The 16,400-nt window shown below is 36.3% G+C and carries 13 protein-coding genes; 10 read left to right on the top strand and 3 right to left on the bottom strand.

Annotated elements, in window-relative coordinates; translation table 11 throughout:
• Positions 1 to 108: 108 nt before the first annotated feature.
• Positions 109 to 534 carry an HIT family protein gene (locus RGU12_RS06470; RefSeq protein ID WP_309535333.1) on the bottom strand — a complete coding sequence of 142 codons (426 nt, stop codon included), beginning with the start codon at positions 532 to 534 and terminating at the stop codon, positions 109 to 111.
• A gap of 804 nt (positions 535 to 1,338) precedes the next feature.
• Here RGU12_RS06470 and RGU12_RS06465 point away from each other — a divergent pair.
• From RGU12_RS06465 to RGU12_RS06455, 3 genes are read left to right on the top strand one after another with little or no spacing between them, the layout of a single operon-like run.
• The gene (locus tag RGU12_RS06465; RefSeq protein ID WP_309535332.1) at positions 1,339 to 2,079 is read left to right on the top strand and encodes an ABC transporter ATP-binding protein; all 741 of its coding nucleotides are present in this window, start codon (positions 1,339 to 1,341) and stop codon (positions 2,077 to 2,079) included.
• Positions 2,072 to 3,301, top strand: coding sequence for an ABC transporter permease (locus RGU12_RS06460; protein ID WP_309535331.1), 1,230 nt, complete (start codon positions 2,072 to 2,074; stop codon positions 3,299 to 3,301). The genes RGU12_RS06465 and RGU12_RS06460 overlap by 8 nt, the downstream gene beginning before the upstream one ends.
• Positions 3,302 to 3,361: 60 nt before the next feature.
• Positions 3,362 to 4,081, top strand: a complete 720-nt coding sequence (locus tag RGU12_RS06455) for an EcsC family protein (RefSeq protein ID WP_309535330.1) — start codon at positions 3,362 to 3,364, stop codon at positions 4,079 to 4,081.
• A gap of 175 nt (positions 4,082 to 4,256) precedes the next feature.
• On the opposite strand, the gene RGU12_RS06450 is transcribed toward RGU12_RS06455, so the two are convergent.
• Together RGU12_RS06450 and RGU12_RS06445 are read right to left on the bottom strand one after the other, a co-directional pair.
• Entirely contained in the window at positions 4,257 to 5,456 is a 1,200-nt protein-coding gene (locus tag RGU12_RS06450; RefSeq protein WP_309535329.1) for a M20 family metallopeptidase, read from the bottom strand.
• Between the two features lie 96 nt (positions 5,457 to 5,552).
• Positions 5,553 to 7,688 (bottom strand): GDYXXLXY domain-containing protein, encoded by a 2,136-nt coding sequence (locus RGU12_RS06445; RefSeq protein WP_309535328.1) that lies wholly within the window; start codon positions 7,686 to 7,688, stop codon positions 5,553 to 5,555.
• 178 nt (positions 7,689 to 7,866) lie between these two features.
• Between RGU12_RS06445 and RGU12_RS06440 the strand changes: the two genes are divergently transcribed.
• From RGU12_RS06440 to RGU12_RS06410, 7 genes are all read left to right on the top strand, one after another.
• Positions 7,867 to 8,559 (top strand): TerC family protein, encoded by a 693-nt coding sequence (locus RGU12_RS06440; protein ID WP_309535327.1) that lies wholly within the window; start codon positions 7,867 to 7,869, stop codon positions 8,557 to 8,559.
• Between the two features lie 102 nt (positions 8,560 to 8,661).
• Positions 8,662 to 8,994, top strand: a complete 333-nt coding sequence (locus RGU12_RS06435) for a DUF2680 domain-containing protein (protein WP_309535326.1) — start codon at positions 8,662 to 8,664, stop codon at positions 8,992 to 8,994.
• Between the two features lie 181 nt (positions 8,995 to 9,175).
• Positions 9,176 to 10,333, top strand: coding sequence for an acyl-CoA dehydrogenase family protein (locus tag RGU12_RS06430; RefSeq protein WP_309535325.1), 1,158 nt, complete (start codon positions 9,176 to 9,178; stop codon positions 10,331 to 10,333).
• A 242-nt stretch (positions 10,334 to 10,575) separates the two neighbouring features.
• Positions 10,576 to 12,087, top strand: coding sequence for an extracellular solute-binding protein (locus tag RGU12_RS06425; RefSeq protein WP_309535324.1), 1,512 nt, complete (start codon positions 10,576 to 10,578; stop codon positions 12,085 to 12,087).
• 265 nt (positions 12,088 to 12,352) lie between these two features.
• On the top strand, positions 12,353 to 13,837 hold the full coding sequence (locus RGU12_RS06420) for an extracellular solute-binding protein (protein ID WP_309536280.1): 1,485 nt from the start codon (positions 12,353 to 12,355) through the stop codon (positions 13,835 to 13,837).
• Between the two features lie 104 nt (positions 13,838 to 13,941).
• A complete protein-coding gene (locus tag RGU12_RS06415; RefSeq protein WP_309535323.1) occupies positions 13,942 to 15,186 on the top strand; it encodes an MFS transporter in 1,245 nt (414 codons plus the stop codon).
• 195 nt (positions 15,187 to 15,381) lie between these two features.
• Complete coding sequence (locus RGU12_RS06410) at positions 15,382 to 16,383, top strand: ABC transporter permease (protein ID WP_396232307.1); 1,002 nt, start codon at positions 15,382 to 15,384, stop codon at positions 16,381 to 16,383.
• Positions 16,384 to 16,400: the final 17 nt, after the last annotated feature.

Below are 16,400 nucleotides of genomic sequence, written 5' to 3'. Positions count from 1 at the left end.
ATCTTATCACGTTTTCATGAAAAAAAAAGTGAAATTTTTTGAAAAAATGAAGAAAACGCTAACATAGCAATAAAAAAGACAAGACCTAAAAAGTCCTGTCTGTAAAGATTAATTTTGGATTGCTTTTGATATAGTTGAAGCGATATTCTGTAAATCCTCACCTGTATATTGATTTTCATGTGACTTCCATACGATGCCAAATCCATCGCCTTTTCCGTAACGTGGAATGAGGTGGAGGTGAAAGTGGAAAACAGATTGTCCAGCTTGTTCACCATTATTTTGTAAAAGATTCATTCCGATCGGATTGAATTCTGTTTTGATTGCATTTGCAATGGATGGTACGGCTTCAAAAATGTGTTGGGCGATTTCAGGCGTTAGTTCAAAAACGTTTTCCTTATGTACTTTTGGGACGACAAGTGTATGTCCTTTTGAAACTTGGCTGATATCTAAGAATGCATATACATGTTCGTTTTCAAATACTTTTGCACTTGGAATATCCCCATTAATAATCTTACAAAAAATACAATCACTCATTTATGTCCATTCCTTTCAAATTTCACTTAATACCTCATATTTTATCACAGGTTCTATAGATGTAAAAATTTTCATACCCAATTTCAAAAAAGAAACAGGATGCGATCGCAACGGATGCATCCTGTTCTTGAAGAAGGCTTAAGTTAAAAGGTTTACGGTATCTTTGATAAACACCTCATTTTTTTAGGAATGAAAGTCTTTATCTAATGGAGTGAGTCAATTTCGTGGTTCAAGCGGACCATCCCCTTGTCTTTTGTATATAAGTTTTTTTACGACTTATATTTCGACTAGGTAGCCTTTAACAAACACCTCATTTACAAAATATTGTTATTTTGTTATTAGTGGTAATTTGTTTCGAACTCACTTTCTCTCACATTTCCCAAAGTAACCATCCCCTTATAACAGGTTTAAAAAGCTGTCGTCTAAAACAAGGATATTGTCTTTAACAAACACCTCATTCCAGGTAGATGATTAACATCAAGGCTTTTTTTCTTGCCCTCTTCAAAAATTAGTATGGCTTTTTCATGGTTATATATACAAACTTTTTAACTATGTAAAAAAGGCAATTTTTGATATGATTAAAAGAAAAGTGCAAGGCGCCTGAATAGCGGAACATCGACTAACTGCCGCCACGTCTTGTAGCGAACGTCGATGTCAGCACTTCCTGTCCAAGTCAAGCTTAAATCGAGCGCTGACAGAAGGTGCTTTTATGCCTTCCGAAGCGATTGGCTTAAGACCTCAAGCCAATGGCGCCTGGAGCTAGACAACGAAAAATACGTAATACGGGTAAGAAGGGAGCTTTCCATGGCACTATTAGAGATAAAAAATCTAACAGGTGGATATACGCAAAATCCAGTTTTAAAAGATGTTTCCTTCCAAGTCAAACAAAATGAGATTGTGGGATTAATCGGATTAAACGGTGCGGGGAAAAGTACGACCATCAAACATATTATTGGTCTGATGGAGCCGAAAAAAGGATCCATCCAAATCAACGGAAACACAATCCAAGAGGATATGGAAGCTTATCGTTCCATGCTTAGTTTTATTCCTGAAACACCGATTCTTTATGATGAATTAACCCTTTACGAACATTTAGAATTAACCGCAATGGCCTATGGGATTGACAAGAAAGTGTTCGAAGAAAGGGTACAACCTTTATTAAAAGAATTTCGAATGGAAAAAAAGGTAAAATTCTTCCCATCTCATTTCTCAAAGGGAATGAAGCAAAAGGTGATGATTATGTGTGCCTTTCTGGTGGAACCGGACCTTTACATCATTGATGAACCATTTGTTGGATTGGATCCACTAGGTATCCAATCATTATTAGAATTAATGAACAAAATGAAAAATCAAGGTGCAGGTATTTTAATGTCAACCCATATTCTCGCGACGGCTGAAAGGTACTGTGATTCTTTTATTATTTTACATAACGGGAAGGTAAAGGCCTCTGGAACCTTAGAGGACCTTAGACAGCAATTTAAAATGGAGAACGCCACACTTGATGATATTTATATCAGCCTAACAAAGGAAGAAGAACATGATTGATATCAAAGAATTATGGAGTAAGCGTCAAACCCAACATTTTAAAGAAATAAGCCGTTACTTACGCTATATGTTAAATGACCATTTATTAATTGCCCTTCTATTTTTAGGTGGGGGAGGAGCGTATTATTATAATTATTGGCTGCAGGGTGTTCCAAAGGATTTTCCATATGCCATCATTATTGCGCTTCTTCTAGGGTTCATTTTAACAAATAGTCGTATCCAAACCTTGGTTAAAGAGCCTGACCTTGTGTTTTTATTGCCCATTGAAAAGAAGCTAACTCCTTATTTTCAGAAGGCATTTTGGTATAGTCTGTTTTCTCAAATTTATTTATTGTTAATTGTATTTGCGGTTGCAGCCCCATTGTATCTTGCTGTTACGGATAAAACCTTTTCGTCTTTAGCAGGGATTTTCGTGATTGTCTTGTTATGTAAAGCATGGAATCTTCTAATGACGTGGTTTACGCAATATTACACGGAAAGCTCAACCTATTATACCGATATCGTGATTCGCCTTATTTTAAATATCGTATTGATGTATTTTCTCTTTTCCGGTGCGTCGATCCTTGTTATCGCAGGTGTTGCGGTCATCATGATTGGATTAATCCTTTATTTTCATAAGTCAGTTGAAAATAAAGCGGTAAAATGGAATACTTTAATCGAATTAGAATCGAAACGAATGCTGTCCTTTTACCGAATTGCAAATTTATTCACTGATGTTCCTAAGTTAAAGGAACGAGTGAAAAAGAGACCATGGCTTAACTGGGTGACAGGGTTTATTTCGTACTCCAAGAAAAATACGTTTCGTTACCTTTATACACGTACCTTTTTGCGTACAAGTGACTATTTAGGAATTTATGTGAGGCTGACGATTATTGGTGGATTGATCATTTATTTCGTTCCATTTCAATATGGAAAAGCATTTGCTATGATTTTATTTCTTTATTTAACAGGCTATCAGCTTATCACTTTATGGAGACATCATAGCTTGAAGATTTGGGTGCGATTATACCCTGTAAGTGAAGCTGCAAAGTTTGCCTCCTATTTACAGCTATTATTCCAGCTACTTGTTGTTCAGTCTATTTTATTTACCATACTTTTGTTTCTAACTGCTGAAATCACAACAGCGTTCACTTTCTTAGTAGTAGGTTTACTGTTTGTTTATCTATTTGTGTTTGTTTATACAAAAGGGAAAGTACGTAAGCTTGATCGCATGTATGGATAAATGAAACCTTTTCCTTTGGGTTCACGTAGAAATACTAAACGAAAAGAAGGGTAGAGGTGCATGAACGATTCGTATATGGTAACGGTAGAAGAGGAATTATTTCAATGGCGCAAAAAGCTAATTAAAAAGTCAAATATGCTCCAGCGTGTATCGAAAAAAGCACAAGCAAAAGTAAATGAAATGATACCTGAAAAAGCTCATACGATCATTACGGAAAGTATTAAAAAAATGGTTCAGGCAACATTGGTTGGTTCCGAATATACAACGAAGGGAAACTATCCTCAAGGGATGACATTACAGGTTAAAGAGAAACTGATTGAAGATAAGCTAACCGTTTATCGACGTACTGCCGCAGCAGAGGGAGCTGGTACTGGTGCAGGAGGATTTCTATTATCGTTAGCTGATTTCCCATTACTATTATCAATAAAAATGAAATTCTTGTTTGAAGTGGCAGCTATTCATGGATTTGATACAAAAAACTATGAGGAACGCCTTTTCTTGTTGCAGGTGTTTCAGCTCGCTTTTTCAAGTGATGAGCATAAAAAGAAAACCTTACAAGTGATTGAGAATTGGGAGGACGAAAAGCAGCGATTCGTGGAATTGGATTGGCGAGTTTTTCAACAAGAGTATCGGGAGTATATTGATTTTGTAAAAATGCTTCAACTCCTACCAGGTATCGGTGCTGTCGTTGGAGCTTATGCCAACTACAATCTTCTGGATCATTTAGGTGAAACCTCGAAAAATTGTTATCGATTGCGAATATTAAAAGAGAGCAACTAAATGAAAACGCAAGAATGCTGTAACAACAACATTCTTGCGTTTTGTTTTTAGACTTTTGACAAGATTGTATAAGCAGTACATGCATGATTCGAAAAACAGTAAGAATGTACGCAAGAAGCGATTAGCGGTACATGCCTTCAGGCAAAAGTCGCCAGCATTGTTCTGCAAGCCCTTTTTAAACCTTAGCTTCCTTAGATTTTTCTATTGATAAGTATTTTAAGGTTGCAGTACCCAATGTTTTTGCAGCAATCAGCATTGCCTTTTCATCTATATCAAATTTAGGATGGTGATGTGGATAGGCTTTAGATTCATTTACTGGCATTGCCCCTGTAAAGAAAAAGCTTCCTGGAACATGCTGTAAATAATAGGCGAAGTCCTCACCACCCATTTGAGGTGCAGTTTCAATTACTTGCACAACACCTGGCACATTCTCCGCTACTTCCACAAGGAAATCCGTTTGTTCTTTATGATTAACGACAGCAGGATAGCCTCGGTGATAGGCATATGTGTAAGAACAATCAGATGCGATACAAGTTCCTTTTACAATTCGTTCAATTTCTGTCTCAATTTGACTTCGTACATCCTCACTAAATGTTCGTACAGTACCCTCAAGTTTTGCGGAGTCTGCAATCACGTTAAAAGGATTTTCTGCTACGAATGAACCAAGGGTTACAACTGCAGATTCAATCGGATCAACACGTCTACTCACAATTTGCTGTAAATTCATGACAAGTTGGGATCCAATCACAATTGCATCCTTTGTTGTATGTGGATGCGCACCGTGTCCACCTGACCCTTGAACCTTAATTTCAAACCGGTCTGCTGCAGCCATAATTGGACCTACACGGTATTCAATTGAACCTGTAGGGGTAGTTGCCCATAAATGGGTTCCAAAAATGACGTCTACACCTTCAAGACAGCCATCCTCAATCATCGCTATCGCGCCGCCTGGAGCGAATTCTTCCGCATGTTGGTGAATGAGAACAACATTTCCTGCAAGTTGATCCTTCATTTCATGAAGTGTTTTCGCCAACACAAGCAATGTAGAGGTATGCCCATCATGGCCACACGCATGCATAACGCCAGGAACTGTCGATTTGTATGGTACATCCTTTTCATCTTGAATTGGAAGTGCATCAAAATCGGCGCGTAGTGCAACAGTTGGACCTGGCTTGTTACCGTGAATCTTTGCAACAACTCCATTGCCTCCAACATTTGTGCGAACCTCTACACCCAGGTTTTTATAGTAATTTGCAATGTATTCAGCTGTTTTATATTCCTTAAAAGAAACTTCTGGGTGTTGATGTAAATAACGGCGAATATCAACCATTTCAGTGTACTTATTTTCTAAAGCATTATATAGGTTATGTAACATTTTTCGATTCTCCCCTCTTTGTAGTACGAATAAATTATATCATGACTATTTAGATTTTTTTTGCATTTCATAAAAAAAGGAGGCAAGTAGCCCTCCTTAATAAATGGTTTCTAACAATGCATTTCCGTTTTTCGAAACTCTTACTTTTGCATGTTTGGCATCACGCTGAAGGTCTAACCCAGTTCCTTCTTTTACAAAATAGCTTTCAATCCCAAGGATGACCCCGTCATAACCATTATATTTACCCGCAATCAGAACCTCATCTTCAGCAAGTTGATAGTTGTTAGGGTCAATGGAGGTAAGTATTTTCTCACGTTGATAAACGCCATCCTGATCTTTTTTAGCCAGGATGTAAACCCGATTTCCAGAATGGACATTTGTTAGTTCAGGAACTTGGGCAATATCATAACGTAAGATTACATAATCCCCCTGAAGCATGGAGCGTGGGTCAACTGGTGCCAATTTGAGTGTGATTTCTTTTCCATTCTTCAAAAGTGATTCATTGCTTCCTATTTGGTAACCGACAAAACTTAATTGGAGAAGGAGTATAAGTCCAATCAGCCCCCACTGCTTCTTCGTAAAGACTATTTCATTATGAATGCCTTTTACACCAGACCTTCGATCAAAGATTTGAGTGATTGCAAAGAAGACAAATCCGATAACCAGAAGTGAAAGTGATTTGTGGACAAGTGACCAAACCAAATCATAATAAGTTGAAATAAATAACGCAATCCAGAATACAAGTGTCATTCGAAACATAAATACATCAACATTGCGTGAATAGAAAAGAACGAGTGTTGTCGTAATGACGAAGAACACCAGACTATATAAAATCTCCTGCCATAACAAATTATCCAAAAAGGTTAGTGAATAGAAGAACAGCAAAGTATAGAATGAACTAATTCTTTTTAAATTAGGATTTGAGCGAACGAAATAATGGATCATTCCGTTAAACAGAGCAAAACCTATCAACACATACTCTAAGTGGACCCATTGGCCCCATGCATCTAAGCATAGATTCAAGGAACAACCAATGATTGTTGTATAGCTTAAAAATCGAATGATTCCATCCTTCACGATGATGGTGACCACGGCCGATACGATTAAAAAGAAAATCGTAATGGATGTTGAGAGGAAAAATGCCTCAAGTAAACCAGAGAAAAAACCGATAAATAGCAATGTGTTCCGGACATAGGGTCCCAGCTTTTTTACAAATAAACCTACACTAATGAATAGTACACTCAGAATGACAGTTGGATAAAAACTAGAAAATAACAGGAAAAGGACTCCTCCAAAACTTATCGAAAACATAAAGGACCCTATAAGTGTGACAATTACAATTAAGATACCTTTAATTGCCTGACTCACTGGAGTCTCTGTGTGTTTCGCCGATAAATGTCTTGCGAGCAGAACCCCACCAATTATCAAGGCAATTGATACTATGGATCCGATTATTTGTAATCCAAGATAGCCAATTGCATCTTCAAATAAAAATGGGATTTCAATGATTTTCGTACATACGTATATACTAACCATTGTGAATAAGATGATTGAAATATACTTATCAATTTTTTTTGTAACCAGATAGAAATAAGATATGGAGGCAAATGCCAGATACAATACATTCGTCCAACCACTATATGGTTCATAAAGTTCAAAAATACTCATTCCAATTAACATCGCATGTGTCATTGTATAGGACATATAACGAATTGAATGATTAGCTAAAAATCGCGTAAAGGTTAGCAAAAATAAGATGAAATTAATAACAGCAATGATGAGATATATGAGCCACTCTTGAAAATCTGTGCGGACGACGAAGTATGATGAGGGATTCATATAGAACCAATAAGCAAGGTGAAAAAGCACAAAGCTTAAAATAGACAAAGGTGCATACCGTGTGCAAATTGCAAGCAAAAACGCAGGTATTAGCCAAATAAGAAATAGTACATAACTATCTGCATGAGAGTTATAAATTTGACCAATTAATGCAACACATAAACCAAAGGAAATTGCACCTGCAACCAATAACCATTTTCCTAAAAATACTTGATGTGAAATGAGTTTTGAGGAAAGTACTGATAACAGATAAAACAAAACAATCGCAGCCACTGCAAGACCCACTTTTTCAAAACGAGTAAATTCTGGCCAATTTGCAGCAAAAAAGTAAAGGACACCAGATAAAATTAAAACAATCGAAGCAAAGTAACCAAATGGAATTAACTTCTTCATTTATACTCCCCGTTTCTTCTAGGAAAAATAAAACTTTTCTACTAGTACTATATGTTGTAATAAAGAATCGTTGTAACGATTATAATATATATTTCCAATTATGATACCAATATTTAATGAACAATATCTTAAAAGATAAATGTAATTTGGGGAAACCTATTTTTGAGGTGAATTACTTATGGAATTGTTTTCAGGAGAGTTTTTTTCAGCTCTACTTGCAATTGTAGTAATTGATCTCGTCTTAGCGGGCGATAATGCGATAGTCATTGGATTAGCCGCAAGAAATTTACCGAAGAACCAACAAAAACGAGCCATTATCTGGGGAACGTTAGGAGCCATTATCATTCGTGCTGCTGCTACCTTAGCTGTAGTATGGCTTCTCGAGATACCTGGATTACACCTTGTTGGAGGAATTCTCCTCATTTGGATAGCTTTTAAGCTCCTCACAGATGAACAAGAGGATCATGAAATAGAGGCCAAAGGCTCTTTTGGTGCCGCGGTTCGTACGATTATTGTAGCCGATGCCTTAATGGGACTTGATAACGTTCTTGGAGTTGCAGGTGCTGCCCATGGAAGTTTTGTTTTGGTCATTACAGGGCTAATCATATCTGTCCCAATCATGGTTTGGGGAAGTACGCTGTTTATTAAATTAATAGATCGTTTTCCAATCATTGTTACAATCGGTGCAGCAATACTTGCCTGGACAGCATCAAAAATGATTGTAGGAGAACCATTTCTACAGGATTTCTTTGATAATCCGTGGTTCAGATATGCATTTGAAGCACTAGTCATTATTGCTGTTGTGTTTATTGGATCAAAGATGAAGAAAACAAAAGCACAATCGATACAAGAAAAGCAAAAAGCATCTTAGACAAAGGTGGCCATTATGGTCACCTTTTTAGCGAATGTATAAAAATTGGATATTAATGGATACTAACAACAAGTTGTCATAACATGGAAAGGAAGTATTTACATGAAAAGAATGACTGGTTTAGTATTACTTTTAAGTTTCTTTCTTTTAGGAGGAATCCAAGCAAATGCTGAAATGGAGAAGAATGAAGAAAGGCCAAAAGTAGAGCTTACAGATCAACAGAAACAAGAGCTCGATAAACTGTATCTTGAACTCCTCGAAACAAAGAAAGCGATTATTAACAAATACGTTGAATATGGTGTTCTTTCAAAAGAGAAAGCCGATAAAAAGCTGAATTGGTTGGAAGATCATTACCAAAAGATAAAAGAACATGGATATATCCCAATGCATCATCATAAAAAGCATCGTGATGAGGATACGAACGATAATGATTAATCGAAGAACTAGATAAAACAGTACCTGTTTTGTCTAGTTTTTTTCTTTTAACATTGAATAATCATGAACCCATGAAGTGTCACATCCTCAGGTTTGCGCATTTATTTTTAATTATTCAAATAGGAATAGTATAATATACGTATTGAATTAGTTAGGAGTATTCGAAAAAGGAGAGGTGAAAATGCCTATATCATTTATAAAAACAGAGAAACAAAAGCATTTATATAAGATGGCTAGCGAATTAGCGGAGAGATTTAATGAGAGAGCACAGGAGTATGATGAAACAGGAGAATTTCCTATATTAAATATAGAGGATTTAAAAAGATCAGGATATACAAGTCTTTCTGTACCAAAGGAATATGGTGGGAAAGAGGGGCTGTCCTTGTATGACCTTGTATTGCTGCAAGAAACACTTGCTGTTGGGGATGGCTCAACCGCTTTGTCAATCGGATGGCATCTTGGTGCAACCATGGATTTATTTGAGAAGCACCGATGGAACGAAGAAAAACTTTCATCTTATGCAAACAAGGTTTTAGAAGGTGCCTTATACAATCGTGCTGCAACAGAACCCCAAACGGGCAGCCCTACTAGAGGAGGAAAACCTCAAACAACTGCCAAAAAAGAAGGGGAAAAGTGGATTCTATCCGGAAGAAAAACCTTTACTACCATGGTTCCTGTACTTGATTATATCGGTGTCATTGCTTCGATAGAAGAGACAGATCAAGTAGGTGAGTTTTTGGTCGAACGCTCAAAAGCTGGAGTTACGATAGAAGAAACATGGAATACCATTTCAATGAGAGGAACAGGAAGCCATGATTTGGTTCTTACGAATGTAGAACTAGAAGAAAATGATTTAGTTGAAATTTTAACGCCTGAAATAAAAGCAATGCCAAGTGGATGGATGCTACACATCCCAGCATGTTACCTGGGAATTGCAATAGCAGCCAGAAATTATGCTGTAAAATTTGCAAATGAATACTCACCAAATAGTATAAAGGGACCAATAAGAACGATACCTAATGTCGGGCGAGTCGTTGGGGAAATGGAAGCTGAGCTGTTGCAGGCTCGTCATGTACTATACTCAATTGCTGACAAATGGGATCGCACTGTTGACCGCAGTCAACTTGGACCGGAATTAGGTCTTGCCAAATATATTGCTACAAATAGTGCACTTTCTGTAGTTGATAAAGCGATGCGAATTGTCGGTGCAAAAAGTCTGCAAAAATCAAATCCACTACAACGGTACTATCGCGATGTGAGGGCTGGGCTTCATAACCCACCAATGGACGATATGACAATTGCTAAGCTAGCAGATTTGGCTTTTAAAGAAATGGAATAATGCATAAAAAGTAGCCACAAATGAACAACTTGTGGCTACTTTTTTATTTTTTAAAAATGAAATTTTTAGACTGGAATAATATTTTTATACGATAAATAAGTAATCACTATCTTACAATCCAATCTCGTAAACATTAATAAACCCTTGTATAATGAGGGTAGCTAAGATTTTGATTATTTACGAAACTTTGAAAGTCAACTAGATTAGGAGGTAATAAAGAATAATTATTGGAGGTATTAGTTTTGAGGAATAGTAAAAAGAAACTTTTAGGGATATCCCTTGCATTATTGCTTGGAGTTAGTGGACTTGCTGGCTGCTCAGGCTTTAATGCTTCTACCAAAGTAGATTCAAATGGGAAGCCAAGTTTTACGATTATGGCAAATCTTTATACTCCGGAAATTCCATCTGATAAAATTGAAAAGCTACTTGAAGAAAAGACAGGTGTGGATCTTACAATTCAATGGACACCAGATACGAGCTATGAGGAAAAATTAAACACAGCATTTGCTACAGAAACCCTACCAGAAGCAGTATTTTTAAAGAACCAAACAACTTTTATTCAATTTAAAGAAGCCATTCGCGATGACCAGTTCTGGGAAATTGGACCTTATTTAAGCGAATACCCGAATCTGAGCAAGTTAAATGAACAAATTATTGAAAACACAGCAGTCGATGGCAAAATTTATTCGTTATACCAAGGTAGACCATTATCAAGGCAAGGTCTCATATATCGTAAAGATTGGGCGGAAAATTTGGGGTTAGAGGCTCCGACATCAATTGATGATGTGTATGAAATGGCTAGAGCATTTACAGAAGATGATCCCGATGGTAACGGCAAGGATGATACTTTTGGAATTACCGACCGTGCAGACCTTTCCTATGGTGCATTCAAAACGGTAGCATCATGGTTCGGAACTCCAAATGGTTGGGGTGAAAAAGATGGACAACTTCTTCCAGAGTTTATGTTTGAAGAGTATATGGACTCCATGGATTATCTTAAAAAGTTGCGCGATAAAGGATATATCAACCAGGACTTCCCTGTAACAAGTAAGGAAGATCAACAAGCATTCTTCAAGAACGGAACGGCTGGTATGTATATTGGCTCAATGGCCGATGTAGTAAGTCTTCATAAGGATGCGGTAACCCTTAATCCAGATATTGAGTTTGATGTACAAAATAAAATCAAAGGACCTAATGGTGAATATGGTATTTGGGCGATTCCTGGTTATGGGAATGTCGTATTATTCCCAAAGTCAGCTGTTAAATCCGAAGAACAATTAAAAGAAATCCTTAGTTTCTTTGATAAACTAGCAACTCCAGAAATTGCGAACTTAATTTTCTGGGGAATTGAAGGGGAACATTATACGGTTCAAGAGGGTAGAGCACTTACTTCAGAAGATACTGATTTGACAACGAGAGAAGTAAAACCCTATCAGTCACTAGAAATCGGAGAACCTAAGACAAATGGTAGATATGAAGGTTTATTTACATTGCCTGCTAAGGAAAAGGCTGAAAAATTAATTGAAGATAATGAAAACTACTTAATACATGACCCAACTGTTCCGCTGGATTCTGCAACATTTGCGGAAAGAGGAGAACTCTTGAACCAGAAAATTAATGATGCAACTTATCAATACATTCTTGGAGATTTAGATAAAGCTGGATTTAAAAATGCAATTGAAGATTGGAAGAAGTCTGGTGGGGATGACGTCATTAAAGAGTTTAATGATGCTTATCAAAAACTAAATAAGTAAAATCAAATGATAACGGTGAGGGCAACTTGCTTGCTTTCACCGTTTGTTTAACTGAAGCTTATAAAGCTTTTGTAAATATAATAATCATTTTCTTATAAGTGCTATTGAAAGCGCTTTTAAACAGTTGAATTAAAAGGATATGTGAGAATTTGATTATTCACATCATCATATCGTGGAGATAAATTTAAGATGCACCAAAATTAAATAAATAGGGGGAATAACATTGAAGAAAAGTAAAAAGTTTTTAGGCTTATCCCTTGCCTTAATGATAGGGGTAGGTGGACTTGCTGCTTGTTCGAATGAAAGCGCTTCAGGAAATAAAAATTCAGACAAGCCAAAAGAACAAAAGGAAGAGAAAGTTAGCTTTACGATTATGGCTAACCTTCACACACCTGAAGTTCCATCTGACAAGATTGAAAAGCTGTTAGAGGAAAAAACAGGTGTTGATCTAACCATTCAGTGGACACCAGATACAAGCTATGAGGAAAAGCTGAATACAGCTTTTGCAACAGAAACATTACCAGAAGCGGTATTCTTGAAAAACCAAACAACTTTTATTCAATTTAAAGAAGCCATTCGTGATGAACAGTTCTGGGAAATCGGACCTTATTTAGATGAGTTTCCTAATCTAAGCAAATTGAATGAGCAAATCTTAGCAAACACAGCGGTTGATGGCAAAATCTATTCCTTATACCAAGGTAGACCATTATCTCGTCAAGGGTTAATTTATAGAAAAGACTGGGCAGATAAATTGGGGTTAGGAACTCCTGAAACAACTGAAGATATCTATGAAATGGCTAAAGCCTTTACTGAACAGGATCCAGATGGAAACGGGAAAAATGATACATTTGGTCTTACTGATCGCGCTGATTTAGCTTATGGTGCATTTGATACAGTAGCATCATGGTTTGGAACTCCAAATCAATGGGGTGAAAAAAATGGTGAATTACAACCAAGATTTATGTTTGACGAGTTTTACGACACAATGGATTTCTTTAAAGAACTTCGTGACAATGGGTATATTAACCAAGACTTCCCAGTAACAAGTAAAGAAGATCAACAAGCGTTCTTCAAGAATGGTACTGCTGGAATGTATATTGGTTCAATGGCTGACGTTGTAAGCCTTCATAAGGATGCGGTTCAATTAAACCCTGATATTGAATATGATGTGCAGAATAACATTCATGGACCAAATAATGACTTTGGAGTGTGGGCAATCCCAGGTTACGGTAACGTTGTGTTATTCCCGAAATCGGCTGTAAAAACGGAAGAACAGTTAAAAGGCATTCTTGGTTTCTTTGATAAATTAATGACTCCTGAACTGTCTAACCTTATTTTCTGGGGAATAGAAGGCGAGCACTATGAAGTACAAGATGGCAGAGCATTAGCATCTGAGGATCAAGATTTAACGAATCGTGATGTGAAGCCATATCAGGCACTTGAAATTGGTGAAATCAAAACAAACGGTAGATATGATGGAGTATTTACATTACCTGCCAAGGAAAAGGCAGAAAAATTAATCCTTGATAATGAAAATTACTTAATTCATGACCCAACAGTTGCACTTGACTCTGCGACATTTGCAGAAAAAGGTGAACTTCTTAACCAAAAAATTACAGACGCTACCTATCAATATATCTTAGGCGATCTTGATAAAGCAGGCTTTGAAAAAATAATTAATGATTGGAAAAAGTCTGGTGGAGACGATGTAATTAAGGAATTTAACGAGTCCTATAAGAAGTCTAAATAATCTATTAATCTTTGACTTTAACAAATAAAAGGCTGTGCTTTACAGCCTTTTATTTATTCATATCAATCGAAAATAACGAAATTGTATCTCAGGGAAGTGTACGTATGTTACGTATTGAAAAGGAAAAAAGATTAAATCAGCAAGCAGTCATTTCTCTTGTAAACCATGCTATTTACCAATTTGGAAATTCGATGTCACTTATCTTTCTCAATATTTATCTATGGAGATTAACCAATAGCTTGTTTATAAATGCTGTTTTCAATTTGGTAGCTCTTCTTGCCCAGGCTATTACAACATTTTCGATTGGTAAATTCGCAAAGCGGAAAGGAAAACTGCTTGCATATCGATTAGGGATTTTTATTACGGCCCTCTTCTATCTTTTTATTTTACTTGCCCAAGAAGAAATCGTGACATTTTATATTGGATTTGCCATCATGAAAGGAATTTCGCAAGCCTTATATTGGTTAGGTTATTTCACAATCGTCCATGAAGTGTCAACAGATCAAAATCGTCTTCGGGTGTTAGGGTTAAATACAATTGTAATGAATGGTACAAATCTATCAGGACCAGCGATTGCTGGATTTATCATTGGCTTATACTCAGGATTCCAAGGGTATATGATCGTTTTCGGTGCTGCTTTCGTGATGTTTGCAATTGCAGCAATTGGAAGCATGAAGTTGAAAAAAGAAGAGAACCATCATACATCCTATTATATGAAGTACCTCCCCTTAATCTTAAAAAGGGAACCAGTGTTTAAGAAGTCAATGGTTGGTTGGTTTATTTTAGGGTTTCCACACGGAATTTTATCGTTTATTCCATCCATTTTATTATATGAAATCTTTCTAAAAGAACAGACAGTGGCTAATTTAAATATTTTATTCCTGTCGTTGTCAATTATTTCAAGCTATTTTATTTCAAGATTCGCACAGTCGGAAGGGACTGTAAAGTATTTGCTCCTTTCAGCCGCTGGTTTTACATTGTCTTGCGTTTTTTTACTAGCTGATTTATCTGCATTAACGGTTATTTTGTTTATGTCCATTTATTCCATTTTTAAGCCTTTGCAGGGGAATGCATATGAAGCTTTTTACTATAACATGATCGGACAGCTTCCGTTAAAATCGAATTTCAGGACAGAGGCCGTAGTATTACGAGAAACCATTATTAATTTAGGGAGAGGTTTTGGGATAATCATTTTCTTAACTTTTGTAAATGGCATTGAAGCTGAAAGTATTCCATTCGTGCTTTTTGCAATAGCGGTAGTGCAGTGGCTCATCCCGTATTTGGTAGCAAATAAACACTCTTTTATTACGAAAAACAGTAGTGGTAGATATAATCATAATCTAAGATAAACCGTCAAAGTCTTCTAAACTACCACAATGTACTGAGTATATGAAACTTTGATTATTTACGATATATAAAAAGATTTACAAAATAAAAGTATAAGGTTTTTTTCATATCGGTAACATCAAAAACTCCTATTGTATTTGCTTCACAAACCTTTATAGCAAATACGTAAAAGATTACAAATTAAAGATGAAAGGAAGATGAGGGTGAAATCAGAAATAGTTATTGAACAAAGCAGTCAAACCGAACTAACGACACAAAAGACAACTGTTAGATCTGATTTGCAACGAAGTTTTAAAGCCGAAATAAAAAGGCGCATATTTAAAAATAAACTATTATATTTGATGATTCTACCAGGTTTGCTGTATTTACTTATTTACAAATATGTTCCTATGTTAGGCCTTGTGATCTCATTTCAGAATTACAAACCATATCAAGGAATTTTGGGAAGTGAATGGGTAGGGTTTGAACACTTTATTCGTTTGTTCTCAGATTCGGATTTTTGGATGATATTAAGAAATACACTTGTCCTTTTTGGATTGCATATTTTTATAGCGTTTCCAATTCCGATTATTCTAGCTTTAATGCTTAATGAGGTAAAAAATCTTTTCTTTAAAAGAACGATTCAGTCACTAATCTATATTCCCCACTTTATGAGTTGGGTCATTATTGTTTCAATCAGCTTTGTTCTATTAACAATGGACGGTGGATTAATCAATGAATTATTAGTGAGTCTAGGGATGAATAAAATTAACTTCTTAATGAACTCGGATTGGTTCAGACCTATTTATATTACTCAAGTTGTATGGCAAAGTGCTGGATGGGGAACAATCATCTATTTAGCTGCTATCTCCGGGGTAGATCCTGGATTATATGAAGCTGCGAAAATGGACGGAGCAAGTAAATTACGTCAAATCTGGCATATTACATTACCGGCAATTCGACCAGTTATCATTGTGCTTCTTATCCTAAAAATCGGAGATGTGTTAGAGCTTGGATTTGAGCATGTCTATCTATTATTAAATGCTTCAAACCGAAACGTTGCTGAGATTTTTGATACGTATGTATATGTAACTGGATTATTACAGGGCCAATATAGCTACAGTACAGCTGTCGGTTTATTTAAAGGGCTAGTTGGTTTAATCCTTGTTGTCTTTGCAAACAGAATGGCAAAGAAATTTGGGGAAGAAGGTATCTATTAGAAAGAGGAAAGGGAGTG

The sequence above is a fragment of the Ferdinandcohnia sp. QZ13 genome (assembly GCF_031324165.1).
Taxonomy (GTDB): Bacteria; Bacillota; Bacilli; order Bacillales; family Bacillaceae_L; genus Ferdinandcohnia.
This window is presented reverse-complemented; position numbering and strand designations above follow the sequence as displayed.